The organism is Streptomyces aurantiogriseus (genome assembly GCF_014649375.1).
Taxonomy (GTDB): Bacteria; Actinomycetota; Actinomycetes; order Streptomycetales; family Streptomycetaceae; genus Streptomyces; species Streptomyces aurantiogriseus.
The window spans coordinates 1-25,511 of the sequence record NZ_BMSX01000046.1 but is presented as its reverse complement, the minus strand read 5'-3'; the positions used below and the strand labels follow the sequence as shown (position 1 = coordinate 25,511).

Here is a 25,511-nt window from a genome sequence, read left to right as displayed (position 1 = left end):
GGCACCCCTCGGCTCAGTCGGTGGGCAGCTCCGGCCGGTTGGCCGCGAGCCGGTTCCCGATGTCCCGCAGCCCCACGAGGTCATGGACGTCGCCGGGCAGCGCGGCCACTTCGGTCACCGCCACCTCGGGGTGGAGCGCGGTGAAGCGGTCACGCGTGCGCTGCTCGCGGGAGAGCAGGTGCATACGGTCGGCGTGCAGCCTCAGCAGGCCTACGGTGAGCTGGTCGGCGCTCTGACCCGCCTGATCCGTGTGGCGGTCGGTGCTGCGATCAGTGCTCCGGTCTGTGCTTTTGTCGCTCGCGTCCGTGGTCCCGTCGACGCCCGGGGGGTCGGGCTCGGGGCCGGGTGCGGGAGATGCTGCGGAAGAATCTGAACTGCCGTACGTGTCGGGAGAGTTACGAAGTCCAGCTTTCCCGCCGCCCTGATCGACAATGCGGGACTCTTCAAGATTTTCGGCGGCGGCGAACGCCCGCTCGGCGGACAGCTGGGCGGCGCCGCTGCCATGGACCCGGTTGAGCACCAGCCCGGCCAGCGGCATGTCCTCGGCGGCCAGCCGCTCCACGAAGTACGCGGCCTCCCGCAGCGCGTCCTGCTCGGGAGCCGCCACCACCAGGAACGCCGTCCCGGGTGCCTGGAGCAGCTTGTACGTGGCGTCCGCGCGCGTACGGAAGCCGCCGAAGGTCGTGTCCATCGCGGCCACGAACGTCTGGACGTCCTTGAGCAGCTGACCGCCGAGCAGCTTGCCGAGGGTGCCGGTCATCATCGACATCCCGACGTTCAGGAACTTCATCCCGGCGCGTCCGCCCAGCTTCGCCGGCGCCGTCAGCAGCCGGATCAGCCTGCCGTCCAGGAACGACCCGAGGCGCTTGGGCGCGTCCAGGAAGTCCAGGGCCGAGCGGGAGGGCGGTGTGTCGACGACGATCAGGTCCCACTCGTCCTTCGCCCGCAGCTGCCCCAGCTTTTCCATCGCCATGTACTCCTGCGTGCCCGCGAAGCCCGCTGAGAGCGACTGGTAGAAGGGGTTGCCGAGGATCGTGGCCGCCCGCTCAGGATCCGCGTGCGCCTCGACGATCTCGTCGAAGGTGCGCTTCATGTCGAGCATCATGGCGTGCAGTTCGCCGTCGCCCTCGACGCCCTTCACGCGGCGCGGGGTGTTGTCGAGCGAGTCGATGCCCATGGACTGCGCGAGCCGGCGGGCCGGGTCGATGGTGAGGACGACCACCTTGCGGCCGCGCTCGGCGGCCCTGAGGCCCAGCGCCGCCGCCGTCGTCGTCTTGCCGACCCCGCCCGACCCGCAGCACACCACGATGCGGGTCCGGGGATCGTCGAGCAGCGGATCGACGTCCAGCACGCGCGCGGGGGAGAGACCGTGACGGGTGCTCCCCTGGTCCCGAGTCTGGTCCGGACTCATGACATCCCCTGCTTCCGCAGCTCGGTGGCGAGTTCGTACAGGCCCGCGAGGGCCATGCCCTCGGCGAGCAGCGGCAGTTCGTGCAGCGGAAGGCCCAGCTCGGCCAGGACGGATCGCTGCTCGTGCTCCAGCGCGTGCCGCTCGGCGTACTCCTCGGCCTGCTCCAGGAGCGGGTCCACCAGCCGCTCCGCGTGCCCGCCGCGCCGCGCCCCGCCGAGCCCCGCGGCGGACAGCGACCGGGCAACAGAGGAACGCCCCACCGTCCGCAGAAGTTCCAGCGCGTGGGCGTCCAGCACCTCCGGGCGGACCATGTTGACGATGATCCGGCCCACCGGCAGCCGGGCCGCCCGCAGTTCGGCGATGCCGTCCACGGTCTCCTGGACGGGCATCTCCTCCAGCAGCGTCACCAGGTGCACGGCCGTCTCCGACGACTTCAGCACCCGCATCACGGCCTGCGCCTGATTGTGTATCGGGCCGATCTTGGCGAGCCCCGCGACCTCGTCGTTCACGTTCAGGAAGCGGGTGATGCGGCCGGTGGGCGGCGCGTCCATGACGACGTAGTCGTACACGAACCGCCCGTTCTTGTCCTTCCGTCGCACCGCCTCGCAGGCCTTGCCGGTGAGGAGTACGTCCCTGAGGCCGGGTGCGATGGTGGTGGCGAAGTCGATGGCGCCGAGCTTCTTCAGGGCCCGGCCGGCGCCGCCCAGTTTGTAGAACATCTGGAGGTAGTCCAGAAGGGCCAGTTCCGGATCGATCGCCAGGGCATACACCTCCCCGCCCCCGGGAGCGACGGCGATCTTCCGCTCCTCATAAGGCAGCGCCTCCGTTTCGAAGAGCTGCGCGATGCCCTGCCTGCCCTCGACCTCGACGAGAAGCGTCCGCTTTCCCTCGGTCGCGAGGGCCAACGCGAGGGCGGCGGCGACCGTCGTCTTTCCGGTCCCGCCCTTGCCGCTGACGACCTGGAGCCTGCTCACGTCTTCGAGCGTAACCAGTCGGCGCCCGAGCCAATCGGGAGGCTGTGGATAACCGGGCCGCAATCGGCCACCCGGCCTGAGACGAGAGCCGCTGTCCACAGCGATACAGTCGGCCCATGACCAAGTGGGAATACGCAACCGTGCCGCTGCTCGTCCACGCCACGAAGCAGATTCTGGACACCTGGGGCGAGGACGGCTGGGAGCTCGTCCAGGTCGTGCCCGGGCCGAACAACCCCGAGCAGCTCGTGGCCTACCTGAAGCGGGAGAAGGCGTGAGCGCGGTCGAGGCCAGGCTCGCCGAGCTGGGCCTGACCCTGCCGGCGGTCGTTCCGCCGCTGGCGGCGTACCAGCCCGCCGTGCAGTCCGGGCCGTACGTGTACACGGCCGGCCAGCTGCCCATGGTGGACGGCAAGCTGCCGGTCACGGGCAAGGTCGGCGCGGAGGTCACCCCCGAGGAGGCCAAGGACCTGGCCCGCACCTGCGCGCTGAACGCCCTGGCCGCCGTCAAGTCCGTCGCGGGCGACCTCGACCGCATCGCACGCGTGGTGAAGGTCGTCGGCTTCGTGGCGTCCGCCGCGGACTTCACCGGCCAGCCCGCCGTCCTCAACGGCGCGAGCGAGCTCCTCGGCGAGGTCCTCGGCGACAAGGGTGTGCACGCCCGCAGCGCGGTGGGCGTCGCCGTCCTGCCGCTGGACGCGCCGGTCGAGGTGGAGATCCAGGTCGAGTTGGCGTAGGGGCGGACGGCCGGCGGCACCTGACCGGTGCCGCGCCAGGCTCGTCCGTACGGCGCTGTACGGCGGGGCGCATGGGGTCCCTGGCGCAGAGGGGGGCCGTCGGCCCGAGCCCGTCGGGCCACCCTGCGTCCCCTGACCCGGAGCAGGCACCGCGGTTGGGGCCGCCTGTCCGGCGCCTGGACCCAAGGCCCAAGGCCGACCCCGGCAGCGGCAAGGCCCTCCGCGCGGTGGGCTCACCTGGGCCCTCGGCCGGCCAGGCGCGGACGGGCAGTCCCGCCCGCGCGGTGCCCGCCGGTAGGCCCGGCACCCGTCCCAGCGGCCCCGCGCCAGCGGCAAGGTCCTCCGCGCGTGGGTTTACTTGGGCCCTCGGCGGCCAGGCGTGGACAGGCGGGCCGCCCGCGCGGCGCACGAGTCAGTGGCAAGCACGCCCGGCTGGCGTGTCGCATGGGCTTTCGGCCGGTCCGGCGTCGCGTGGGCAGGTGCACCCGCGCGGTGCCGCGCCGACTCACCCGTCCCGTCGCCTCACCAAGGCACCTCTCGAACATTCGCGCACCACGGGATAGCCTCCGGCCATGGCGAATGGGCAGTGGTTTCCAGCGGACTGGCCGGAACGGATCCGTGCGCTCGCGGACGGCACCCTCGAGCCAGTCACGCCGAAGCGTGCGGCCACTGTCATGCTTCTGAAGGACACCGACGGGGGTCCCGTCGTCCATATGCTGCGCAGACGGGTCTCCATGGCCTTCGCCGGAGGCGCGTACGCCTATCCGGGGGGCGGCGTCGACCCGCGGGACGACGACCGGCATGTGCGCTGGGCGGGCCCCACGCGCGCGTGGTGGGCCGAGCGGCTCGGGGTGGACGAGACGGCGGCCCAGGCGATCGTCTGCGCAGCCGTACGGGAGACGTACGAGGAGGCGGGCGTCCTGCTCGCCGGGCCGACCGCCGATTCCGTCGTCGGGGACACCACAGGCGCCGACTGGGAGGCGGACCGGGCGGCCCTGGTCGGCCGTGAGACGTCGTTCGCGGAGTTCCTCGACCGCCGAGGTCTGGTGCTGCGCTCGGACCTGCTGGGCGCCTGGACGCGGTGGATCACCCCGGAGTTCGAGCCGCGCCGCTACGACACCTGGTTCTTCGTGGCGGCGCTCCCCGAGGGCCAGCGCACCCGTAACGCCTCCACGGAGGCCGACCGCACGGTGTGGATCCGCCCGGCGGACGCGGCGGCCTCGTACGACAAGGGCGAGCTGCTGATGATGCCGCCCACCATCGCGACCCTGCGCCAGCTGGCCCCCTGCGCCACGGCGGCCGACGCGCTGGCCGTCGCGCGCGGGCGCGACCTCACGCCGGTCCTGGCGCAGGCGCGTCTGGAGGACGGCCAGGTCGTGCTGTCCTGGCCGGGCCACGACGAGTTCACCAAGCACATCCCCACAGGTGGAGCCCCCGCATGACGGACGCAGCAGCCCTTCCCGGCCAGCCCCGCGGCGGGGTCCTCTCGGGTCCCGCCACCCCCCGGGCGGTCAACGTCCTCGCGCCCAACGCCTCCGCGATGACCCTGGACGGCACCAACACCTGGATCGTCTCCGAGCCCGACTCCGAACTGGCCGTCGTGATCGACCCGGGCCCGCTGGACGAGGGCCACCTGCGCGCGGTCGTCGACACCGCCGAGGAGGCCGGCAAACGCGTCGCCCTGACCCTGCTCACCCACGGCCACCCCGACCACGCCGAGGGCGCCGTCCGCTTCGCCGAGCTGACCGGCACGAAGGTCCGCGCCCTGGACCCGGCGCTGCGGCTTGGTGACGAGGGCCTGGCCGCCGGTCACGTGATCACCGTCGGCGGCCTGGAGCTGCGCGTAGTCCCGACCCCCGGCCACACCGCCGACTCCCTCTGCTTCCACCTCCCGGCCGACCGCGCGGTCCTGACCGGCGACACGATCCTCGGCCGCGGTACGACGGTCGTGGCGCACCCCGACGGCCGCCTGGGTGACTATCTGGACTCCCTGCGGCGCCTCAGGTCCCTCACGGTCGACGACGGCGTCCACACCGTCCTGCCGGGCCACGGTCCCGTCCTGGAGGACGCCCAGGGCGCCGTCGAGTTCTACCTCGCCCACCGCGCTCACCGCCTCGCCCAGGTCGAGACGGCCGTCGAGAACGGCTACCGCACCCCGGCCGAGGTCGTCGCCCACGTGTACGCCGACGTGGACCGCTCCCTGTGGCCGGCGGCGGAACTGTCCGTACGGGCGCAGCTGGAGTACCTGGAGGAGCACGGGCTCATCTAGGGCCCTGGCCCTAGGGCCAGGGCCCTCAGTCCGGTCGCGGCGCCTTCACGCCGTGCACGCGCGCGTACTCCTCCGCGAGCCAGGGCCCGAGGTCATCGACGTACGAGCGCAGGACGACCGGGTCCCCCGTCGGCTCGTGGCCGCGTACGGCCGCAGCCCGTATCTGCTCCGCGCGCGTGGGGTGGTACGCGGCGAACGCCTCGGCCATCTCGTGCAGGTCACTGGGCCAGCCGTTCCAGCGGGGCATCACCAGGGTGAAAGCGGTGCGTACGAGGTGCCGGGACATGAAGCGGACCAGCGGGCGCCGGGCCTCGTCGGTGTCGTCCGCCTCGGCGATGCGGGTGCGCCGGCGGGGGAGGAGCAGCGCGAGGTCGCCGTTGGTCTCCCGCGCGAGGAGGGCCGCGATTTTCAGCGCCGGGCAGGTGTCTCAGCCTGGCCGGCACTCGAGGACGAGGCCGCCGTTCAGGCGGAAGCGGGGGTCCGGGGACGGCAGCCCCCGGACCCGATCACCGCGACCGCTTCGCCAGCCGCTCCACGTCCAGCAGGATGACCGCCCGCGCCTCCAGGCGGAGCCATCCCCGCTGCGCGAAGTCCGCCAGCGCCTTGTTCACGGTCTCGCGGGACGCGCCGACCAGCTGGGCCAGCTCCTCCTGCGTGAGGTCGTGGACGACGTGGATGCCCTCCTCGGACTGCACGCCGAAGCGGCGGGAGAGATCCAGCAGGGCGCGGGCCACACGGCCGGGGACGTCCGAGAAGACCAGGTCGGACATGGCGTCGTTGGTCTTGCGCAGGCGCCGGGCGACGGCGCGCAGAAGCGCGGCGGCCACCTCGGGTCGGGCGTTCAGCCAGGGCTGGAGGTCGCCGTGGCCGAGGCCGAGCAGCTTGACCTCGGTCAGCGCGGTCGCCGTGGCCGTACGCGGGCCCGGGTCGAACAGCGACAGCTCGCCGATGAGCTCACCGGGGCCGACGACGGCCAGCATGTTCTCGCGGCCGTCGGGGGACGTGCGGTGGAGCTTGACCTTGCCCTCGGTGACGACGTAGAGCCGGTCGCCCGGGTCGCCCTCGTGGAACAGGGAGTCGCCACGTGCGAGGGTCACCTCACTCATGGAGGCGCGGAGCTCCGCGGCCTGCTCGTCGTCGAGAGCCGCGAAGAGCGGGTTGCGCCGCAGAACGTCGTCCACGAGTTCTCTCCTTGTCGACCTGCTCAGGGGATCTTGCTCCCCCGTGTGCCAGGGGACCGTGTTCCCCATTTTGCCGGACGGTCCAAACAGTGTGATCTGTCACAAGGATGCCGCACAGGTGTCCCGAGGTAAGCGGCAGGGGTCCAATTGGGGGCTGATCTTTTGGGTCCGGGGCAGATGTCGGTGGTGGGCTTTAGGCTGGCCGGGTGTCCAAATCGCCGGTGAGAGCACAGGCCAAGGGGGCTGGGCGGGTGGTTGTACGTCGCGATTCCGCTGTGGGCGAACAGGGTTCCGGTGGGGGTGAGAAGGTGGCGAAAGCCGTGAAGAGGGCGTCTGTGCGGAAAGCGGCGACTTCCGCGCAAGCCTCCAAGCAGGCGGCTCCCGAGATGCCCGCGCAGCCGGCGAAGCCTAGGCAGGCGGCGAAGCCCACGCAGTCGGTGAAGCCCACGAAGCCCCGGAAGCCCCCGAAGAACGAGTCGCGTACCGCTCTCGTCCGCCGTGCCCGCCGGATCAACCGCGAGCTCGCCGAGGTCTACCCCTACGCCCATCCCGAGCTGGACTTCGAGAACGCCTTCCAGCTGCTGGTCGCCACGGTCCTGTCCGCCCAGACCACCGACCTGAGGGTGAACCAGACGACCCCCGCCCTCTTCGCGAAGTATCCCACCCCGGAGGACCTGGCCGCCGCCAACCCGGAGGAGGTCGAGGAGATCCTCCGGCCCTGTGGCTTCTTCCGGGCCAAGACGAAGTCGGTAATAGGGCTGTCGAAGGCTCTGGTGGAGGAGTTCGGCGGCGAGGTCCCCGGCCGCCTGGAGGACCTCGTGAAGCTGCCCGGCGTCGGCCGCAAGACCGCCTTCGTGGTGTTGGGCAACGCGTTCGGCCGGCCAGGGATCACCGTGGACACGCACTTCCAGCGGCTGGTGCGGCGCTGGCAGTGGACCGAGGAGACCGAGCCCGACAAGATCGAGGCTGCGGTCGGCTCGCTGTTCCCCAAGAGCGAGTGGACGATGCTCTCGCACCACGTGATCTTCCACGGCCGCCGCATCTGCCACGCCCGCAAGCCCGCCTGCGGCGCCTGCCCCATCGCCCCGCTCTGCCCCGCGTACGGCGAGGGCGAAACGGACCCCGAGAAGGCGAAGAAGCTCCTGAAGTACGAGAAGGGCGGCTTCCCCGGCCAACGTCTGAACCCTCCGCAGACCTACCTGGACGCCGGCGGCCGCCCGGCTCCGCCGCTGGGGGCCGGGTGACGGAAGGAATGACGGAGGGGCGGAACGCGGCCCTGATGGCAGACCTGAGTGCGGTGGGGCCCGGACCGGCGGCTGGGCGGAGCGCGGGCCTGGCGGCTGAGCCGACCGCAGCGGGGGTGCTGGGGCTGGTGGCTGGTCGGAGTGCGGGCCTGATGCCGGGTCCGGCGGGAGGCCCGAGAACAGGCCCCTCAAACGGGCTGACGGCCGGTCGCGGCACAGGCTCGATGCCGGGGCCGGTGGCTGGTCGGAGCGCAGCCCGGGCGCCTTGGTCGGGGGTGGGCCCGAGCACGGTCATGGGCCCGACGCCTGTGTCGGCGGCGGGCACGACGCCGGGACCACGGGCAGGCTCGGCCATCGGCCTGGCCCCAGAGCCGGCGGTGGGTCAGAGTGCGGGCCCCACGCCGGAGGCGGCGGCAGGCTTGATCGCAGGCCCGGCGTTCGGTTCGGCGGCACGCCCGAGGAGGGGCCGCACGCTGAGGTTGGAGGCATGGCAGAGCATGGGCTCGACACCCGAATGTGCGACGGCCTCGACCGCTGGGCCGACGACAGGTGCGACGCGCAGGTTCTTGGCAGGCCGGACCGGCGGGCCGCCTGCGGGTGCGACGCGCGGGTTCTTGGCAGGCCGGACCGGCGAGTCGGCCGCGGTCGCGACGCCCAAGCCCCCGGCAGGCTCGACCCCGCCCGCCACGCCGGATCCGGTCGCAACGCGTCCACCGGCGTCGACGGCAGCGTGTGTTCTGGAACGATCTACGGACCCTCGGGCGTTGGACTTGGCAGAACGGGGGGTGGTGTGGCGGTGACACGCGCGAGTGACACGCAGGGCGGGTCGGTGGTGCTCAGCAAGGAAGGGCTGCCCGGCTGGCTGGACCCGGTCGTGCATGCCGTGGAAACGGTCCAGCCGGTCCAGCTGAGCCGCTTTCTGCCGCCGTCGGACGGAGCGGGGCGGCAGTCGGCCGTCCTGATCCTCTTCGGGGAGGGGGAGCGTGGCCCCGAGCTGCTGCTGATGGAGCGGGCCAGTTCGCTGCGCTCGCATGCCGGGCAGCCCTCCTTCCCGGGTGGCGCCCTCGACCCGGAGGACGGCGATCCGCACGGCGACGGGCCGCTCAGGGCGGCTCTGCGCGAGGCCGAGGAGGAGACCGGACTCGATCCCTCCGGCGTTCAGCTCTTCGGCGTGCTGCCCAAGCTGTACATCCCGGTCAGCGGCTTCGTCGTGACCCCGGTCCTGGGCTGGTGGCGCGAGCCCAGCCCGGTCGGTGTGGTCGACCCCAACGAGACCGCCCGCGTCTTCACGGTCCCCGTGGCGGATCTCACGGACCCCGAGAACCGCGCCACGACCGTCCACCCCAGCGGTCACCGCGGTCCGGCATTCCTGGTCGAATCGGCCCTCGTGTGGGGCTTCACGGCCGGCCTCATCGACCGCCTGCTGCACTACGCGGGGTGGGAGCGCTCCTGGGACCGGGAGAAGCAGGTCCCGCTGGACTGGCGGTCATGACAGGGTGTCCCCCGTGCTGTGTCTATCCGGGGTACGACCCCCGGACCCCCGGCCGACCTGCCCTGGCCGGGGAAGAAAGAGGCGAGGCCTGAAACGGTGAACGTGCTGGACATCCTGTTGCTGCTCGCGGCCGTCTGGTTCGCGGTGGTGGGCTACCGTCAGGGCTTCGTCGTCGGCATCCTGTCGGTGATCGGGTTCCTGGGCGGCGGCCTCGTCGCCGTTTACCTGCTGCCCGTGATCTGGGACGCGCTGACCGACAACTCCGAGGTGAGCACGACGGCCGCCGTCGTCGCGGTCGTCGTCGTGATCGTCTGCGCCTCCGTCGGCCAGGCCCTCACCACCCATCTGGGCAACAAGCTGCGCCGGTACATCACCTGGTCCCCGGCCCGTGCGCTGGACGCGACCGGCGGTGCCCTCGTCAACGTCGTCGCCATGCTCCTCGTGGCATGGCTGATCGGGTCCGCCCTCGCCGGTACGACCCTGCCCACACTGGGCAAGGAGGTCCGTAACTCCAAGGTGCTGCACGGGGTGTCCCAGGCGCTGCCCGACCAGGCCGACACCTGGTTCGCCGACTTCTCCTCCGTCCTCGCGCAGAACGGCTTCCCGCAGGTCTTCAGCCCGTTCTCGAACGAGCCGATCACCGAGGTCAAGCCGCCGGACCCGGCTCTCGCCAACAGCGCGGTGGCGGTCCGCGCGCAGCGCTCCATCGTCAAGGTCATGGGCACCGCGGAGAGCTGCAGCAAGGTCCTGGAGGGTACCGGCTTCGTCTTCGACGAGCGCCGCGTCATGACCAACGCGCACGTCGTGGGCGGCGTCGACGAGCCCACCGTCCAGATAGGCGGCGAGGGACGCAAGTACGATGCCACGGTCGTGCTGTACGACTGGAAGCGCGACATCGCCGTCCTCGACGTACCGGATCTCGACGCGCCCGTACTGCAGTTCACCACCGGGGACGCGGCGAGCGGCGACAGCGCGATCGTGGCCGGCTTCCCGGAGAACGGCGCGTACGACGTGCGTGCCGCGCGCGTGCGCGGGCGCATCACGGCCAACGGCCCGGACATCTACCACCGGGGCACCGTCCGTCGTGACGTCTACTCGCTGTTCGCGACCGTCCGCCAGGGCAACTCCGGCGGCCCGCTGCTCACGCCCGACGGCAAGGTGTACGGCGTGGTCTTCGCGAAGTCCCTCGACGACGCCGACACCGGCTACGCGCTCACCGCGGACGAGATCCAGGAGGACATCGTCCAGGGGCGCCGCGCGAACCAAGAGGTGGACAGCGACAACTGCGCGCTGTAGAGCCGTAGAAGCGCTGTGGCGTCGTCAGAAGGTGTCAGCCGCGCGGGTGACGCAGGCGTACCGAGACCCAGCGGGCCCGGCGGCGCAGGATGCGCGGAATGCCCACCCGGAGATCGCCGCCCGGCTGCGGGGCGGCACCTCTTTGGTGGGAGCTCAGGCCAGCGGCCGAGCGGCGGTTGCGTGCTGCGTCACTGTAGTCGTGCGTCCAGCCCATACCCCGACGTCTGCCCCTGCCCCAAGGTCGATAACCGCCCGAGGGCCCGCCAATTGGCCTATGCGCCGGGCAATTGGCTGTTCGTAGTACAGGTGTTCAGGATCGGATACCGGGCGCGATGGCGCGGTCACCTATCGGGTTCGGGATCCTTCAGCCAGTTGACCAGTTCGGCCGAGAAAGCGACCGGATCTTCCTCATGGGGGAAATGTCCCAGTCCGTCGAACAGCCGCCAGCGGTACGGCGCTTCGACGTACTCCCCGGAGCCGGCCGCGCTGCGGGTGCGCATCACCGGGTCGAGGGAACCGTGCAGATGCAGCGTCGGCACGCGCACAGGCCGCTTCATGCGCCGGTAGAACTGGATGCCGTCCGGCCGGGCCATCGACCGCACCAGCCACCGGTACGGCTCCACCGAGCAGTGGGCGGTGGAGGGGATGCACATCGCGCGCTGGTACGTCTCCAGGGCCTCGTCCTCCGGCAGCTGCGGCCCGGACCACTCCCGGATCAGCCGGCCCACCAGCTCCCCACCGTCGGCGGTCAGCTGCCGTTCCGGGATCCAGGGCCGCTGGAAGCCCCAGATGTGGGAGCTCGCGGTGGTCTGCCGGACGTCGGCGAGCATGGCTGAGCGCCAGCGCCGGGGGTGCGGCATCGAGGCGACCGCGAGCCGTCGTACGAGCTTGGGGCGCATGACGGCCGCCGTCCACGCCAGATAGCCGCCCAGGTCGTGGCCGACCAGCGCCGCGTCCGGCTCGCCGAGGGAGCGGATCACGCCGGTGATGTCGAGGGCGAGGTTGGCCGGGTCGTAGCCGCGGGGCGTGCGGTCGCTGCCGCCGACGCCCCGCAGGTCCATGGCGACGGCCCGGAAGCCCGCGTCGGCCAGCGCGGTCAGCTGGTGCCGCCAGGCCCACCAGAACTGGGGGAAGCCGTGCACCAGCATCACGAGGGGGCCGTCGCCCAGCTCGGCGATGTGGAAGCGCGCGCCGTTGGCCGCGACCTCGCGATGGGTCCAGGGGCCGTCCGGCCGTACGACCGAGGCAGGCTGCGCCGAAGGGGTGGCGGGGTCCGTCATGACGATGAGCGTGCCACAGCCTCGATGGCCTTCTGGCCCCGGTCCTGCGCGAGCTCGGGCCGCGGGTGCGGCTTGGCCTTCTGCAGGACGCCCGCCGACTCCTTCACCGAGGCGGCCACCTTCTGCGGGCCCTTGCTCTTCTTGGCCTTCTTCGCGAAGACCACGCCGAGCAGCGCGAGGAGGAGGGCGACGAGGACGTTCGCCGCGAAGGACAGCAGGAAGCAGACCGCGAGGTTCCAGTCGCTCCAGGTCCGGATGCCGTAGGCGAGGGCGAAGTTCAGCATCGGCAGCGAGAAGAGCAGGACCGCGCCGGCCAGGGTGAACGCGCCGCCGCTTGTCGCGCCGCGCTTGACGTCCTGCTTGAGCTGCGCCTTCGCCAGCGCGATCTCGTCGTGCACCAGCGCCGACATCTCGGTCGTCGCGGAGGCGAACAGCTGGCCGATGCTGCGTTCGGCGCCGACCGGGCTGCCGTCGGGTGCGCTCATCGCGGTCTCCCTCGTCTTGTACGGTTCCGCCGTCTTCTGCCTGACTGCGTACGGTCCCGTCTTTTGTACCGTCCCGTCAGATCATGCCGGACGGTCGCCCTCCTCGCCTGCCCCGCCCGCCACTTCGGCCAACCCGGGCCGCGCGGCGGCCTTCTCCGCGGCGATCCTGCGGTGCTCGGCGGCCTTGGCGTCGTGGATGGCGGCCATGCGCAGGTGGTACGCCGGGTCGTCCTGCTCGTAGACGTCCGGGATGCCGTCGCGATCGTCGTCGCGCTCCTCGGCCTCCCACAGGCTGCGGTACTTGGCGTTGCGCACCTTCAGCAGGGCGGTCGCCAGGGTCGCCGCGATCAGCGAGCCCACGAGGACGGCGGCCTTGACCTCGTCGGTGAGGGCCGCCTCGCCCTCGAAGGCCAGCTCCCCGATGAGCAGCGAGACGGTGAAGCCGATGCCGGCCAGCGACGCGACGGCGAAGACGTCCGCCCAGGCGAGGTCCTCGCTGAGCGAGGCCCGCGTGAAGCGGACGGTCAGCCAGGTCCCGCCGAAGATGCCGATCGTCTTGCCGACGACGAGGCCGAGGACGACGCCGAGGGTCTCCGGCTGGGTGAACACGTCCCCGAGCGCCCTGCCCGAAACCCCCACACCGGCGCTGAACAGGGCGAACAACGGGACCGCGAGGCCGGCGGAGAGGGGACGTACCAGGTGTTCGATGCGCTCGCCGGGCGAGCGCTCCTCGCCCTCGTGGGTCGTACAGCGCAGCATCAGGCCCATCGCGACGCCCGCGATGGTGGCGTGGACGCCGCTGTTGTACATCAGCGCCCAGACGACGACCCCGAGCGGGACGTAGATGTACCAGCCGCGGATCCCCTTGCGCAGCAGCAGCCAGAACACGGCGAGACCGGCGACCGCGCCGCCGAGCGCGGCGAAGTCGAGGGTGTCCGTGAAGAAGACCGCGATGATCAGGATCGCGAACAGGTCGTCGACGACGGCGAGCGTGAGCAGGAAGGCGCGCAGGGCGCTCGGCAGGGATGTGCCGATGACGGCGAGCACGGCGAGCGCGAAGGCGATGTCGGTGGCGGTCGGGACCGCCCAGCCGTTGAGCGATCCACCGCCGGTGAGGTTGGTGAGGGTGTAGACGAGCGCCGGTGCGGCCATGCCGCACAGGGCGGCGACCACGGGCAGCGCGGCGGCCCTGGGGTCCCTGAGATCACCGGCGACCAGCTCGCGCTTGAGTTCGATGCCGGCGACGAAGAAGAAGACGGCGAGGAGGCCGTCGGCGGCCCAGTGCGCGATCGACAGGTTCAGACCGAGGGCCTCGGGGCCGAGGTGGTAGTGGCTGACGGTCTCGTAGCTGTCGTGCAGCGCCGGGATGTTCGCCCAGGCCAGCGCGGCGACCGCGGCGAGGAGCAGCAGGACACCGCCGACGGTCTCGGTGCGCAGCGCGTCCGCGACGAAGGCCCGCTCGGGCAGGGACAGACGCCCGAGGACCTTGCGGGGGGCGGTGGTGTGGGGCGCGGGCACGGGGGAGACCTCCGGTCGGTGGGCAGGGCGGAACGCATGCCGACCAGACTTCCCGGCGCCCCTCTTTTTTTGCTTAGGCTACCTAAGGTGCGCGGGGAGGAATCCGGTGATCCCTACGTTAGGTGCGAAAAGGGCACCCGGCGCGCTGGTCGCCGGGTGCCCTTCATGGCCGTACTCAGTCCTGCGGGTCAGACTCCCGAGGTGGGTGCTCAGTCCTCGCTCGGCGCCGCCGGCAGCTTCGCCTGGATGAGGTCCATGACCGTCGAGTCGGTCAGGGTGGTGACGTCACCGAGCTGGCGGTTCTCGGCGACGTCCCGCAGCAGACGGCGCATGATCTTGCCGGAGCGGGTCTTCGGCAGCTCGGCCACCGGCAGGATCCGCTTGGGCTTGGCGATCGGGCCGAGGGTGGCGCCGACGTGGTTGCGCAGGTCGTTGACGAGGCTCTCGTCCTCCGACGCCGTACCGCGCAGGATGACGAAGGCGACGATCGCCTGGCCCGTCGTCTCGTCCGCCGCGCCGACGACGGCCGCCTCGGCGACCGACGGGTGCGACACGAGCGCCGACTCCACCTCGGTGGTGGAGATGTTGTGGCCCGACACGAGCATCACGTCGTCGACCCGGCCCAGCAGCCAGATGTCGCCGTCGTCGTCCTTCTTCGCCCCGTCACCGGCGAAGTACTTGCCCTCGAAGCGCGACCAGTACGTGTCGATGAACCGCTGGTCGTCGCCCCAGATCGTGCGCAGCATCGACGGCCACGGCTCGGTGAGGACCAGGTAGCCGCCACCGCCGTGGGGCACCTCGTTCGCCTCGTCGTCGACGACGGTCGCGGAGATACCGGGCAGCGGCGTCTGCGCGGACCCCGGCTTGGTCGCCGTCACGCCCGGCAGCGGCGAGATCATCATCGCGCCGGTCTCGGTCTGCCACCAGGTGTCGACGATCGGGGTCCGGTCGGCCCCGATGTGCTTGCGGTACCAGATCCAGGCCTCGGGGTTGATCGGCTCACCCACGGACCCCAGGACCCGCAGGCTGGACAGGTCGAACTTCGCGGGGATGTCGTCGCCCCACTTCATGAACGTACGGATCGCGGTCGGCGCCGTGTACAGGATCGTCACCCCGTACTTCTGCACGATCTCCCAGAACCGGCCCTGGTGCGGGGTGTCGGGCGTGCCCTCGTACATGACCTGCGTCGCGCCGTTCGCCAGCGGCCCGTAGACGATGTACGAGTGCCCGGTGACCCAGCCGACGTCGGCGGTGCACCAGTACACGTCGGTCTCCGGCTTGAGGTCGAAGACGGCGTGGTGCGTGTACGCGGCCTGCGTGAGGTAGCCGCCGGAGGTGTGCAGGATGCCCTTCGGCTTCCCCGTGGTCCCGGAGGTGTAGAGGATGAACAGCGGGTGCTCGGCCTCGAACGCCTCGGGCGTGTGCTCGGCCGACTGCCGCTCCACGATCTCGTGCCACCACACGTCACGGCTGTCGTTCCACGCGACGTCCTGCCCGGTACGGCGGACCACGAGCACATGCTCGACGTTGTCGACCTTGGAGATCGCCTCGTCGACCGCCGGCTTGAGCGCGGACGGCTTGCCGCGCCGGTAGCCGCCGTCGGACGTGATGACGACCTTGGCGTCCGCGTCCTGGATACGGGTCGCCAGCGCGTCCGCCGAGAAGCCGCCGAAGACCACCGAGTGCGCGGCGCCGATGCGGGCGCACGCCAGCATCGCAACCGCCGTCTCCGGGATCATCGGCATGTAGACGGCGACCCGGTCGCCCTTCCGGACTCCCAGCTCCAGCAGGGCGTTGGCGGCCCTGGAGACCTCGTCCTTCAACTGGGCGTAGGTGATGGCGCGGCTGTCGCCGGGCTCGCCCTCGAAGTGGATCGCGACCCGGTCGCCGTGCCCGGCCTCCACATGCCGGTCCACGCAGTTGTACGCGACGTTGAGCTCGCCGTCCTTGAACCACTTGGCGAACGGCGGGTTCGACCAGTCCAGCGTCTCCGTCGGCTCCTTGGCCCAGGTCAGCCGACGGGCCTGCTCGGCCCAGAAGCCGAGCCTGTCAGCCTTGGCCTGTTCGTACGCCTCCGCCGTGACGTTGGCGTGGGTGGCCAGGTCGGCGGGGGGCGCGAACCTGCGCTCTTCCTTGAGCAGGTTGGAAAGGGAAGAAGTCTCGCTCATCGCTCCCTCTCCATCCTCAGCAGGTTGGCCAGGCTCTCGTTGCTCACGACATCTCCCTCTCGAAGGGTGTCCGTTGTGTCCCAGACCACACCTCATCAGACCCAGGGGCCTGGTGACAAGGGTCGCCGGAAAATTGGTTTAGACCTTTGCGGGTCGTCTTTCGGGCCGCTTTCGACTCGCTTCCGTCGGCCGGGGTCATCCGTACCCACGGACGCCGAGCGGGTGGAGTTCAGCGGGTGTAACGCCTTTCACATCCCCGCCCAAGTACAGGTGAAGTGCCACCTAGGAGAGGGGAGCCCGTATGGACCGGGTGGAAGCGATACGCGGAGGGCCGGCCGCCGCGGCACGGGACCCACAGCTCTTCGAGGAGTTCTACCGGCGGCATGTGGACGCGGTGACGTCTTTCGTGGCCCGGCGTGTCGCCGACCCCCACACGGTCGCCGACCTGACCGCCGAGACCTTCCTCGCGGTCCTGGACTCCGCCCACACCTACCGGCCGGGCCTGGGCAGCGAGAGAGCCTGGCTCTACGGCATCGCCCGCAGCGTCGTCTCCTCGGAGTACCGCCGGGCCGCCCGTGAGACCCGGCGCGACCTGCGCATCTCGGGGCGACGGCTGCTGGAGCCCGACGACATCGCCCGCCTCGAGGACAAGCTCGACGCCGAGAGCCCGGGCCGCCGCGCCCTCGCCGCCCTGGAACGGCTCCCCGAGGGCGAACGCGCCGTCCTGGAACTCATCGCGGTCGACCAGCTCTCGGTCACCGAGGCCGCCGCCGCGCTCGGCATCCGCCAGGTCACGGCGCGGGTCCGTCTGCACCGGGCCCGCAAGGCGCTGCGGGCCGAGGCCTGTCCGCCGGCCGACGACAAGGCCGGCACATCGCTGTCATACGTCATCGAAGGAGCCGGAGGAGAGGCATGAGCACCCGAACGACGTTCGAGGACCGGCTGTTGGCGGAGCTGCGGAGGGAGGTCGAGCGGCGTTCCTCCTCGGCCGAGGAGTTCACGCCGGAGGTCCCGCCCGCCCGGCGCCGCCTGCTCACGGGCCGCCGGCTCGCCCTCGCCGCCGGGGTGTGCGCGGCGGCCGGACTGGCGCTGGCACTGGTACCGGGCTCCCCGGCCGATTCACCGGCGTACGCGGTGGAGCGGAACGGGGACGGCACGGTGACGGTGACCGTGCAGTCGAGGAGCCTGGACCGTGCGACCCAGCGCGAATTCGCCGAACGGCTGCGCGCGGAGGGCGTCATGGTCGACATCACGGAGCTTCCCTACGGCCAGCAGTGCAAGAACCCGCGGGGCGTACCCCTGCGCGCCGAGTCCGAGTCGTCCGGTTTCCTCTCGGTGAGCCCGGCGGCCCCGGACACTTCTGCCTCCCCGCAGCAGCTCCGGTCGACGGCGCCCGCCGCCCCCACGCATGGCAAGGACCTGTGGAACTGGACGGTCGTTCTCCACCGTGGCGACTCCTTGGCCATCGAGAACTCCGACATTCCCAAGGACCAGCACTTCGGAAAGACGATGTCGTTCATGTCGGCATACAAGGGCAAGGTGTCGCCCTGTGTGCCGGTGAGCCACTGACCCGCGGCACACCGGCACCGGGCTCACGCCGGCACGTCCGCCACCCCCACGTGGTCGAACACCTCGTCGTCACCCCCGCACGCCCCGGTGAGCAGGTACGCCTGCGCCTCGCCCACGTGGAAGTACATCCCGTGCAGCTCCAGCACCCCGGCCCGCAGGGCCCGGGCCACCGACTCGTGGGCGCGCAGGTGGTCCAACTGCTGGACCACGTTGGTCAGGCAGAGCTGCTCGACCGCGTCGGCGGGCGCCCGCCCGGCCAACCGGGCCCAGGGGCGGCTACCGTCGGCCATCCGCTCCAGGCTCGGCAGCCCGTGCCGCAGCCACCGCTTCAACGGGGTCTGCGCGCCCCCGGGTTCGGAGCTGAGCAGCGCCTGCATGGCCCCGCACCCGGAGTGCCCGCACACCGTGATGGACCGCACCTTCAGCACGTCCACCGCGTACTCGATCGCTGCCGCCACCGAGTCGTCCCCGCTCTCCTCACCGGGCGGGGGCACGAGGTTGCCCACATTGCGCACCACGAACAGGTCGCCGGGACCACTGGAGGTGATCATCGACGTGACCAGCCGTGAGTCGGCGCAGGTGAGGAAGAGCTGGGACGGCCGCTGCCCCTCCCGTGCCAGCCGCGCCAGCTCACCCCGTACCAGCGGTGCGGTGTTGCGGTGGAACGCGGTGATGCCACGGACGAGTTGGTGCGCGCTCGGTTCGGAGTCGGCGGACCTGCCCGAGCCGGCCGGTCCGTCGGGCTCGGCGGAACCGTCGGACCCGGACCTGTCGGACCCCTCGGACCCGTCGGACCGACCGGACCTGGTGGATCTCGCGGACCCGGCGGGAGGTTCGCCGGACTGCCCGCCCGGTTCCCCGGACGACCGGCCTTCCGTCGGCTGTCCGTCGGTGCCGTGGCCGGGCGGAGTGGCGGACCGCGGACCCTCGCACTGGTGGTTGCGCCAGGGCGTCCAGGGGCCGCAGCGGCAGTCGGCGAGGGGAGCGCCCGCCGCCGGGGTGGGGTCGGGAGCCTCGGTGGCGGTGAGCTCGAAGGCCTGGCCGTCGGTGCCGGAGCGGCGGCCGGTCAGCTCGACGGAGCCGCCCTGCGCGGTGTGCGTCCTCTGCCAGTCCTGCAGGGTCTCGTACGCCGCGTGGTCCATGAAGGAGCCGTCCAACTCGACCACGACCTGCGTTCCTTGGGGCACGAGGTGCAGGGCGCGGCTGAGCCGCGGCACCGCGAGGAACGTCAACTGTCCTCGTACGTGTACGTGATGGACTCCTTCCTTCTCGTCATGGGTGATGCGGGTGCGGGCGAGGCGGTGCAGGGAGACGGCGACGGCCACGGCGATTCCCAGCGCCACGCCCTCCAGGACGCCGAGGAACACCACGCCGAGGGTGGTGACGGCGTAGACCAGCACCTCTCGGTGGCGGGTCACCGTGCGAATGTGGTGCAGGGACACCATCTGGATGCCGACGGCCATCACCAGGGCGGCGAGCGAGGCGAGCGGGATGAACTCCAGGATCGGGACCATCAGCAGCGCGGCGACTACTACGAGAACGCCGTGCAGCATCGTGGAGTTCCGGCTGACGGCACCGGCTTGCACATTCGCGGAACTGCGCACGGCCACCCCCGCGACGGGCAGTCCGCCGAGCGCGCCGGAGACGACGTTGGCGGCGCCCTGGCCGAGCAGCTCGCGGTCGAGGTCGGAGCGGGCGACGTGCGGGCCGGGGCGGGAGGCGATCAGCTTGTCCACGGCGACGGCGCCGAGCAGCGACTGCACGCTGCACACCAGCGTGGTGGTGAGCACGGCGGCGACGAGGCCGAGCACCGGCCCCTCGGGCAGCCCGGCCAGGGCGTGACTGCTCCAGGACGGCAGCTCGACTCTGGGCTGGGTCAGTCCGGCGAGCGCGGCGGTCGCGGTGGCCCCGGCAACGGCGACGAGCGCCGCGGGTACCTTGCGCAGCAGACCGCCCACCCGGCCGGGCAGGCGCGGCCAGAGCAACAGAAGGGCGAGGGTCAGCGCGCTCACGGCCACAGCGGCGGGCCGCAGGTCCGCCAACTGGGCGGGCAGCGCGTGGAGGTTGTCGAGGACGGAGCTCTGTGGGCTGCCGCCGAGGACGATGTGCAGCTGGGCGACGGCGATGGTGACGCCGATGCCGGCGAGCATGCCGTGCACGATGGCGGGGCTGACGGCGAGCGCGCTGCGCGCCACGCGCAGACAGCCGAGGCCGAGTTGCGCGAGCCCGGCGAGCACGGTGATGGCGCACGTCGTCCGCCAGCCGTAGCGGTGGATGAGGTCCGCGGTGACGACGGTCAGCCCCGCGGCGGGCCCGGTGACCTGGAGCGGAGCACCGCCGAGCCACCCGGCGACGAGCCCGCCGACGGCGGCGGCGACGAGGCCGGCCTGCAGGGGCGCGCCGGTGGCGAGGGCGATACCGAGGGACAGCGGTAGAGCGATCAGAAAGACCGCGATGGAGGCGGACACGTCGGCGCCGGCGATATGGAAGCGGCGGTGCCGGTGCGGTGGGGGACTGTGGGGCGGGCGGATGCGCTGGGTGCGCGTCGGGTCGGAAGCGCGAGTGGGGACGCAGGCTGACATGGTTCCCGTCTCCTCCGGGGCAGCGCGGTCGCGGAACAAGTGGTCCCCCGTCGACGCGGGGGCGGTCGCGGCCGTGGGTCACGGCGTGCAGTGGCGGGATGAATCAACGCTCGGTAAACGAATCGTAATGCAGAGTAAAGGCCAAGCATGGATTTTCCGGGCAAATAGGTCAATTGATCACCCGCAGGAGTGAAGTGGGCATTTGATCGGCTTGTCGTACTAATTCCTTCTCGGTCCCGTGCGACCTTGGCGGCGCTGTCGGCCCTCGTCCCGGCATGCCACCCGAGAACGCCCTCGCCGGCGTCGGCCCGAGAGAAGGAAGAAGGTGGGCGGAAGATGGCCGCCAACCAGAGGATCGCCGCGGGCGCCGTGGTCGCCGCGGCCGTCGCCGCATCGCTCGCCGGTTGCCTGTCGAGAACCGGCGGTGCCCACAGGTCCGAAGGGGCGCCGGGTCCGCAGAACGCGAGGCCTGGCGCCAAGAGCGCGGTCCGTCTGATCGGGGACGGCTCCACCGCGTTCACCGGGGCACAGCCGCACCTGCCCCGCCCCGAGCGCCTGAAGCCGGGCCAGAAGCCGCCGCAGTTCGTCGTCTTCTCCTGGGACGGCGCCGGTGAGGACAGCCAGCGGCTGTTCTCCCACTTCCGCAAGGTGTCCAAGGCCAACAACGCGACGATGACGTACTTCCTCAGCGGCGTGTATCTCCTGCCGGAGGAGAAGCGCGACCTCTACAAGCCGCCGCAGCACTCCCCGGGCCGCTCCGACATCGGTTTCAACGACGAGCAGGGCATCGCCGACACCGTGCAGCAGCTGCGCCTTGCGTGGCTGGAGGGCAACGAGATCGGCACCCACTTCAACGGCCACTTCTGCGGCAAGGGCGGCGGCGTCGGCGAGTGGTCGGTCGAGGAGTGGAAGGACGAGATCACCCAGGCCAAGCAGTTCGTGAAGACCTGGAAGACCAACACCGGCATGACGGAGGCGGCCCCGCTGCCCTTCGACTACGACCAGGAACTCATCGGCGCCCGCACCCCCTGCCTCGAAGGCCGGCAGAACTTCCTGAAGGCGGGCCGCGAGCTGGGCTTCCGCTATGACACCAGCGGCGTCAACAACCAGGTCTGGCCCGGCAGGAAGGAGGGCCTGTGGGACCTGTCGATGCAGCTCGTGCCCTTCCCCGGCCACTCCTTCGAGCAGCTGACCATGGACTACAACTTCATGGTCAACCAGTCCGGCACCACCAGCCAGGGCGACCCCGCCAAGCACAAGCAGTGGGGCGACCAGATGCGTGACGGCCTGCTCAGGGGCTTCCAGCGGGCCTACGACGGCAACCGCGCGCCGCTGATCATCGGCAACCACTTCGAGTCCTGGAACGGCGGCACGTACATGCGCGCCGTCGAGGAGGTCGTGGAGCGCGTCTGCACCAAGCAGGAGGTGCGCTGCGTCTCGTTCCGCCAGCTGGCCGACTGGCTCGACGCCCAGGACCCGAGGATCCTGGCCAAGCTGCGGACCCTCGGCGTCGGCGAGGCCCCGAAGCAGGGCTGGGCGTCCTTCCTCGCCGGCCGCCCCGCCCCGGCCCCGAAGGGCGTGCCCGGGGCGCCGGCGTTCAAGCAGTAGGCGTCGGGCCGGTCGGCCGCCCAGCCGTCATACGGAGGCGGTGACGCTCTCGCCGAGGACGAAGCCGGGGTCGACCTGCACGGCCAGGTCGGCCCCGGTGCGCTCATTGCCCCACGACTGGGCGTTCTTCAGGTGGAAGTGCACCATCTGGCGCGTATAGCGCTCCCAGTCACGCCGCTCGTACGCCGAGTCGACGACCGTCCGCAGCAGGCCCAGAGCATGGCGGTTCGTGTCCTCCAGGGCGTCGAAGCGGGGCGGCCGGCCCTTCTCCATGGCGCGCACCCAGTTCGAGTGCCCGACCGTCACCAGCAGGTCGTCCCCGACCTCGGCGCGGAGGAAGTCACGGTCGTCCTGACCCTGCACCTTGTTGCCGACGACCCTCAGCTCGACGCCGAAGTCGCGGGCGTAGTCCTTGTACTGGCGGTAGACGGAGACCCCCTTCCGGGTCGGCTCGGCGACGAGGAACGTGACGTCGAAACGGGTGAACATGCCGGAGGCGAAGGAGTCCGAGCCTGCCGTCATGTCGACCACGACGTACTCGTCAGGGCCGTCCACCAGGTGGTTCAGACACAGCTCCACCGCTCCCGTCTTGGAGTGGTAGCAGGCGACCCCCAGGTCGGCGTCCGTGAAGGGGCCCGTGACCATCAAACGGACGGCGCCGCCGTCGAGTTCCACCGTCCGGGCGCAGGCGTCGTAGACCGGGTTGCTCTCACGTACCCGCAGCAGCCGGGAGCCCTCGCCGGGCGGGGTCGTCTTGATCATCGTCCCGGCTGAGGTGATGCGGGGGTTGGAGCCGCGCAGATAGTCCTTGATCAGTGGCAGCCGGTCGCCCATCGCGGGCAGTGCGGCGGCCTCCGCCTCGTCGAGACCGAGCGCGGGTCCCAGGTGCTGGTTGATGTCCGCGTCGATCGCGATCACGGGCGCGCCAACGGCCGCGAGGTGGCGGATGAACAGGGAGGACAGGGTCGTCTTGCCGCTGCCGCCCTTCCCAACGAAAGCAATTTTCATGTTCACGAAGCGTAGTGTCGTGATGGCTGTGGGTGGCAGGGGTGCGTGAAGAAGACCACTCCTTCGAGGGGTGTGCGCCCTGGTTGCGTAGTGTCGTACTCATGAGTACGACAGGCGCTACCGCCGATCCGCTCGCGGCCCTGGGTGCGCTGCCCGGCGTGGCCGAGTCCGTGGAGACCGTGCGCAAGGCCGTGGACCGGGTCTACGGGCACCGCATCATGCGACGCCGCAGCACCGCGATCACCTCCGAGGCGGCCCTGCGCGGCGCCCGTGGCTCGGCGGCGCTGTCCGGCGCGGACTGGGCCCTGGAGGAGGTGCGCCGACGCAGTGACTTCGGTGCCGACGACGAGGCACGCGTCGTGGGCGCCGCGCTGCGGCTGACCGCGGAAGCGGGCCAGCTGCTGTCCATCTGGCGGCAGTCCCCCTTGCGGGTGCTGGCGCGGCTGCACCTGGTGGCCGCGGCGAACAAGGACGACGAGGTCGGGCGGCCGCGGCAGACCGGTGAGCCGGTCGACGAGCCGCTGATCGAGCTGCCGCTGCCGAGCGCGGACGAGGTCTCCGGCCGTCTGGAGGGGCTGTCCGAGCTGATCGTGGCGGGCAGTTCGGCTCCCGCCCTGGTGACGGCGGCCGTCGTGCACGGCGAACTGCTCGCCCTGCGCCCCTTCGCCTCCCACAACGGTCTTGTCGCGCGCGCGGCCGAGCGCATCGTCCTGATCGGCAGCGGACTCGACCCCAAGTCGGTCTGCCCGGCCGAGGTGGGCCACGCCGAGCTGGGGCGGGCGGCCTACCTGGCCGCCCTGGACGGCTATGTCTCAGGGACCCCGGACGGCATGGCGGCCTGGATCGCCCACTGCGGCCGGGCGGTCGAGCTGGGCGCCCGTGAGTCGACGGCGGTGTGCGAGGCGCTGCAGCGCGGGGCGGCGTAGCGCAGGTACGCGCGCGTGAAGGCATGAAAAAAGCCCCCGAGGGGGCCTGACAGGGATGCGGCGGTACGAGTCCTCGTACCGCCGCTGGCATGCTCACCGGGTTACCAAGCGTCCTCGATATGTCGCCCATCAGGTCAGGATCTTTGCCCGTTACCTGGTGCGGCTGGCCCGTAATCGACGGGTCGACGTCGCGTGGGTGCCCGATGTTCATGCACCGGTCCGTGGGGCCAAATGCGGTTATTAAGGTGATCCTCTCGGATGTCCTTGGTCTCGCGGGCCGTTAAGTCCTTTGTACTCCAGGGCCAGGACAAGCGGAAGGCCGGGCACCAGTTCTTTACTTTTGCCCTCAAAAAGGCGCCAAACGGGTGTTGATGGTCGCATCACGCGCGGGAGGGTCGCGCGGACGCGGCTCAGGCGGTCGCCCCCCGGCGCCGGCTGGCGTACCAGACGAGGCCCGCCGTGGCCGCCGCCGCGCCTATGGCGGCCATGGCGACGAGTGTCGGGCGGGGTGGGACGGAGAACGACGGAAGGCGTTGCTTGAGCCGCACCGGCCGGTGGAAGTCGAGAATCGGCCACCCGCGCGCGAGGGCCTCGCGGCGCAGCGGGCGGTCCGGGTTCACGGCGTGTGGATGGCCCACCGCCTCCAGCATCGGCAGGTCCGTCGCCGAGTCGCTGTAGGCATAGCAGCGCGAGAGGTCGTACCCCTCGGACTCCGCCAGCTCCTTGATCGCCTCCGCCTTGGTCGGGCCGTACGCGTAGTACTCCACCTCGCCGGTGAAGCAGCCGTCCTCGCCCACCACCATGCGGGTGGCCACCACCCGGTCCGCGCCCAGCATCTCCCCGATCGGCTCGACCACCTCGGCGCCCGACGTCGACACGATCACGACATCGCGGCCGGCGGTGTGGTGCTCCTCGATCAGGGAGGCGGCCTCGTCGTAGATGAGCGGGTCGATCAGGTCGTGCAGGGTCTCGGCGACGATCTCCTTCACCTGCTGGACGTTCCAGCCGCGCACGAGCGCGGACAGGTACTCGCGTGTCCGTTCCATCTGGTCGTGGTCCATACCGCCCACGAGGAAGACGAACTGGGCATACGCGGTACGCAGGGCCGCCCTGCGGTTGATCAGCCCGCCTTGGTAGAAGGACTTGCTGAAGGTGAGCGTGCTCGACTTCGCAATGACCGTCTTGTCCAGGTCAAAGAAGGCCGCTGTGCGGGGCAAGGAGTGGTTTTCCACAACCCAGAGCATAGGGGCAGCCCATTCGGCGTAAGGTGGGCGCGTGGGTTTGCCTGAGAGGGCTCTCGGGTACACCATGGAAGTCACGGATCGTTCGCGACCGTGCTAACCCGGTCCGGCTCCTCCCCCCCCGAGTCGGCCGTGGAGACGACCCCCGCTCTCCCCCCCGGCGGGGGTCGTCGCATGTCCGGGTGGGTTTTCTCCTTCTCTGCGCGGCTGTGCCGCCGTGTCCAAGCGGCTGAAGCCGCCTCTTTCGCATGCTCATGATCCGTCACCGCTCGTAGTCGTCGGACTGCTCTGCGGGAGACGCGTAGGGGGCGGTGCGGCGGTCACCGGTATGGGTGACAGCGATATTCACAACCACCTGCTCGTCCACAGTTATCCACCAAGATCCACACGATTTCCGGGTTCGCTGCACCGTGATTCCAACGCGTCCGCTCGGGCCGAGTTCACGGCCGGTTCCGTTTGCCGGACACCTAGCCTCGATCTTTCGTAATGGGCCGCCGACGGAGTCGGGGGCCCATTTCGTTGTCGG

At 71.1% G+C, this 25,511-nt stretch carries 23 protein-coding genes and 1 pseudogene; 11 read left to right on the top strand and 13 right to left on the bottom strand.

Annotation, left to right across the window (positions count from 1 at the left end; translation table 11 throughout):
- Nucleotides 1–13 precede the first annotated feature (13 nt).
- Nucleotides 14–1,411, bottom strand: coding sequence for an ATPase BagB (bagB, locus tag IE263_RS46860; protein ID WP_189944278.1), 1,398 nt, complete (start codon nt 1,409–1,411; stop codon nt 14–16).
- A complete protein-coding gene (gene bagA, locus IE263_RS46855) occupies nt 1,408–2,385 on the bottom strand; it encodes an ATPase BagA (RefSeq protein WP_189944277.1) in 978 nt (325 codons plus the stop codon). Before bagA ends, bagB begins: the two co-directional genes overlap by 4 nt.
- Before the next feature lie 116 nt (nt 2,386–2,501).
- Between bagA and sp36 the strand changes: the two genes are divergently transcribed.
- The 4 genes from sp36 (at nt 2,502) to IE263_RS46835 (ending at nt 5,387) form a co-directional block, all read left to right on the top strand.
- Complete coding sequence (sp36, locus tag IE263_RS46850; RefSeq protein ID WP_003967454.1) at nt 2,502–2,660, top strand: Sp36 family protein; 159 nt, start codon at nt 2,502–2,504, stop codon at nt 2,658–2,660.
- A complete protein-coding gene (locus tag IE263_RS46845) occupies nt 2,657–3,118 on the top strand; it encodes a RidA family protein (RefSeq protein ID WP_189944276.1) in 462 nt (153 codons plus the stop codon). Before sp36 ends, IE263_RS46845 begins: the two co-directional genes overlap by 4 nt.
- 572 nt (nt 3,119–3,690) lie before the next feature.
- Nucleotides 3,691–4,560: an NUDIX hydrolase gene (locus IE263_RS46840; protein ID WP_189944275.1), complete on the top strand. Its 870-nt coding sequence runs from the start codon at nt 3,691–3,693 to the stop codon at nt 4,558–4,560.
- Nucleotides 4,557–5,387, top strand: coding sequence for an MBL fold metallo-hydrolase (locus IE263_RS46835; RefSeq protein WP_189944274.1), 831 nt, complete (start codon nt 4,557–4,559; stop codon nt 5,385–5,387). Before IE263_RS46840 ends, IE263_RS46835 begins: the two co-directional genes overlap by 4 nt.
- 25 nt (nt 5,388–5,412) lie before the next feature.
- Here the strand turns inward: IE263_RS46835 and IE263_RS46830 are convergent.
- Both IE263_RS46830 and IE263_RS46825 read right to left on the bottom strand, forming a co-directional pair.
- A pseudogene (locus IE263_RS46830) lies at nt 5,413–5,787 on the bottom strand (nucleotidyltransferase); the annotation flags it as partial.
- 106 nt (nt 5,788–5,893) lie between these two features.
- Nucleotides 5,894–6,568, bottom strand: a complete 675-nt coding sequence (locus IE263_RS46825; RefSeq protein WP_029382547.1) for a Crp/Fnr family transcriptional regulator — start codon at nt 6,566–6,568, stop codon at nt 5,894–5,896.
- Between the two features lie 206 nt (nt 6,569–6,774).
- On the opposite strand from IE263_RS46825, the gene nth reads away from it, so the two are divergent.
- The 3 genes from nth to IE263_RS46810 all read left to right on the top strand — a co-directional run bounded on the left by nth (nt 6,775) and on the right by IE263_RS46810 (nt 10,600).
- The gene (gene nth / locus IE263_RS46820) at nt 6,775–7,812 is read left to right on the top strand and encodes an endonuclease III (RefSeq protein WP_373312304.1); all 1,038 of its coding nucleotides are present in this window, start codon (nt 6,775–6,777) and stop codon (nt 7,810–7,812) included.
- Nucleotides 7,813–8,608: 796 nt separating this feature from the next.
- Entirely contained in the window at nt 8,609–9,304 is a 696-nt protein-coding gene (locus IE263_RS46815; protein WP_189944272.1) for an NUDIX hydrolase, read from the top strand.
- 96 nt (nt 9,305–9,400) lie between these two features.
- Nucleotides 9,401–10,600, top strand: a complete 1,200-nt coding sequence (locus tag IE263_RS46810; protein WP_189944271.1) for a MarP family serine protease — start codon at nt 9,401–9,403, stop codon at nt 10,598–10,600.
- A 34-nt stretch (nt 10,601–10,634) separates the two neighbouring features.
- Here IE263_RS46810 and IE263_RS49305 read toward each other — a convergent pair whose 3' ends face one another.
- From IE263_RS49305 to acs, 5 genes are all read right to left on the bottom strand, one after another.
- A complete protein-coding gene (locus tag IE263_RS49305) occupies nt 10,635–10,814 on the bottom strand; it encodes a hypothetical protein (RefSeq protein ID WP_229911558.1) in 180 nt (59 codons plus the stop codon).
- A gap of 127 nt (nt 10,815–10,941) precedes the next feature.
- Nucleotides 10,942–11,880, bottom strand: a complete 939-nt coding sequence (locus IE263_RS46805; RefSeq protein ID WP_189944270.1) for an alpha/beta fold hydrolase — start codon at nt 11,878–11,880, stop codon at nt 10,942–10,944.
- The gene (locus IE263_RS46800) at nt 11,877–12,365 is read right to left on the bottom strand and encodes a phage holin family protein (protein ID WP_189944269.1); all 489 of its coding nucleotides are present in this window, start codon (nt 12,363–12,365) and stop codon (nt 11,877–11,879) included. Before IE263_RS46800 ends, IE263_RS46805 begins: the two co-directional genes overlap by 4 nt.
- A gap of 81 nt (nt 12,366–12,446) precedes the next feature.
- Nucleotides 12,447–13,883, bottom strand: coding sequence for a Na+/H+ antiporter NhaA (gene nhaA / locus IE263_RS46795; RefSeq protein ID WP_189944268.1), 1,437 nt, complete (start codon nt 13,881–13,883; stop codon nt 12,447–12,449).
- 209 nt (nt 13,884–14,092) lie between these two features.
- A complete protein-coding gene (gene acs / locus IE263_RS46790; protein ID WP_189944267.1) occupies nt 14,093–16,051 on the bottom strand; it encodes an acetate--CoA ligase in 1,959 nt (652 codons plus the stop codon).
- Between the two features lie 301 nt (nt 16,052–16,352).
- Between acs and IE263_RS46785 the strand changes: the two genes are divergently transcribed.
- Complete coding sequence (locus IE263_RS46785; RefSeq protein ID WP_189944266.1) at nt 16,353–16,967, top strand: RNA polymerase sigma factor; 615 nt, start codon at nt 16,353–16,355, stop codon at nt 16,965–16,967.
- The gene (locus IE263_RS46780) at nt 16,964–17,620 is read left to right on the top strand and encodes a hypothetical protein (RefSeq protein WP_189944265.1); all 657 of its coding nucleotides are present in this window, start codon (nt 16,964–16,966) and stop codon (nt 17,618–17,620) included. Before IE263_RS46785 ends, IE263_RS46780 begins: the two co-directional genes overlap by 4 nt.
- Nucleotides 17,621–17,643: 23 nt before the next feature.
- Here IE263_RS46780 and IE263_RS46775 read toward each other — a convergent pair whose 3' ends face one another.
- The gene (locus IE263_RS46775; RefSeq protein ID WP_189944264.1) at nt 17,644–20,202 is read right to left on the bottom strand and encodes a bifunctional SulP family inorganic anion transporter/carbonic anhydrase; all 2,559 of its coding nucleotides are present in this window, start codon (nt 20,200–20,202) and stop codon (nt 17,644–17,646) included.
- Between the two features lie 336 nt (nt 20,203–20,538).
- On the opposite strand from IE263_RS46775, the gene IE263_RS46770 reads away from it, so the two are divergent.
- Nucleotides 20,539–21,810, top strand: a complete 1,272-nt coding sequence (locus IE263_RS46770; protein ID WP_189944263.1) for a polysaccharide deacetylase family protein — start codon at nt 20,539–20,541, stop codon at nt 21,808–21,810.
- 27 nt (nt 21,811–21,837) lie between these two features.
- On the opposite strand, the gene IE263_RS46765 is transcribed toward IE263_RS46770, so the two are convergent.
- Nucleotides 21,838–22,818, bottom strand: a complete 981-nt coding sequence (locus IE263_RS46765) for an ATP-binding protein (RefSeq protein ID WP_189944262.1) — start codon at nt 22,816–22,818, stop codon at nt 21,838–21,840.
- A 101-nt stretch (nt 22,819–22,919) separates the two neighbouring features.
- Between IE263_RS46765 and IE263_RS46760 the strand changes: the two genes are divergently transcribed.
- Nucleotides 22,920–23,744, top strand: a complete 825-nt coding sequence (locus IE263_RS46760; RefSeq protein ID WP_189944261.1) for a Fic family protein — start codon at nt 22,920–22,922, stop codon at nt 23,742–23,744.
- A 410-nt stretch (nt 23,745–24,154) separates the two neighbouring features.
- Here IE263_RS46760 and IE263_RS46755 read toward each other — a convergent pair whose 3' ends face one another.
- Entirely contained in the window at nt 24,155–24,988 is an 834-nt protein-coding gene (locus IE263_RS46755) for an HAD family hydrolase (protein WP_189944260.1), read from the bottom strand.
- A gap of 259 nt (nt 24,989–25,247) precedes the next feature.
- The coding region (locus IE263_RS49300) for a hypothetical protein (RefSeq protein WP_229911557.1) at nt 25,248–25,511 on the bottom strand (264 nt) is incomplete at its 5' end.

Excerpts from the sequence above, each read along its gene's own strand:
- IE263_RS46835 (WP_189944274.1), top strand. The coding sequence starts at position 4,557 with ATGACGGACGCAGCAGCCCTTCCCGGCCAGCCCCGCGGCGGGGTCCTC.
- IE263_RS46785 (WP_189944266.1), top strand. The coding sequence starts at position 16,353 with ATGGACCGGGTGGAAGCGATACGCGGAGGGCCGGCCGCCGCGGCACGG.
- sp36 (WP_003967454.1), top strand. The coding sequence starts at position 2,502 with ATGACCAAGTGGGAATACGCAACCGTGCCGCTGCTCGTCCACGCCACG.
- IE263_RS46760 (WP_189944261.1), top strand. The coding sequence starts at position 22,920 with ATGAGTACGACAGGCGCTACCGCCGATCCGCTCGCGGCCCTGGGTGCG.
- IE263_RS46755 (WP_189944260.1), bottom strand. The coding sequence starts at position 24,988 with ATGCTCTGGGTTGTGGAAAACCACTCCTTGCCCCGCACAGCGGCCTTC.
- IE263_RS46765 (WP_189944262.1), bottom strand. The coding sequence starts at position 22,818 with ATGAAAATTGCTTTCGTTGGGAAGGGCGGCAGCGGCAAGACGACCCTG.
- IE263_RS46800 (WP_189944269.1), bottom strand. The coding sequence starts at position 12,365 with ATGAGCGCACCCGACGGCAGCCCGGTCGGCGCCGAACGCAGCATCGGC.
- bagB (WP_189944278.1), bottom strand. The coding sequence starts at position 1,411 with ATGAGTCCGGACCAGACTCGGGACCAGGGGAGCACCCGTCACGGTCTC.
- IE263_RS46770 (WP_189944263.1), top strand. The coding sequence starts at position 20,539 with ATGGCCGCCAACCAGAGGATCGCCGCGGGCGCCGTGGTCGCCGCGGCC.
- IE263_RS46775 (WP_189944264.1), bottom strand. The coding sequence starts at position 20,202 with ATGTCAGCCTGCGTCCCCACTCGCGCTTCCGACCCGACGCGCACCCAG.
- IE263_RS46805 (WP_189944270.1), bottom strand. The coding sequence starts at position 11,880 with ATGACGGACCCCGCCACCCCTTCGGCGCAGCCTGCCTCGGTCGTACGG.
- IE263_RS46840 (WP_189944275.1), top strand. The coding sequence starts at position 3,691 with ATGGCGAATGGGCAGTGGTTTCCAGCGGACTGGCCGGAACGGATCCGT.
- acs (WP_189944267.1), bottom strand. The coding sequence starts at position 16,051 with ATGAGCGAGACTTCTTCCCTTTCCAACCTGCTCAAGGAAGAGCGCAGG.
- IE263_RS46780 (WP_189944265.1), top strand. The coding sequence starts at position 16,964 with ATGAGCACCCGAACGACGTTCGAGGACCGGCTGTTGGCGGAGCTGCGG.
- IE263_RS49305 (WP_229911558.1), bottom strand. The coding sequence starts at position 10,814 with ATGGGCTGGACGCACGACTACAGTGACGCAGCACGCAACCGCCGCTCG.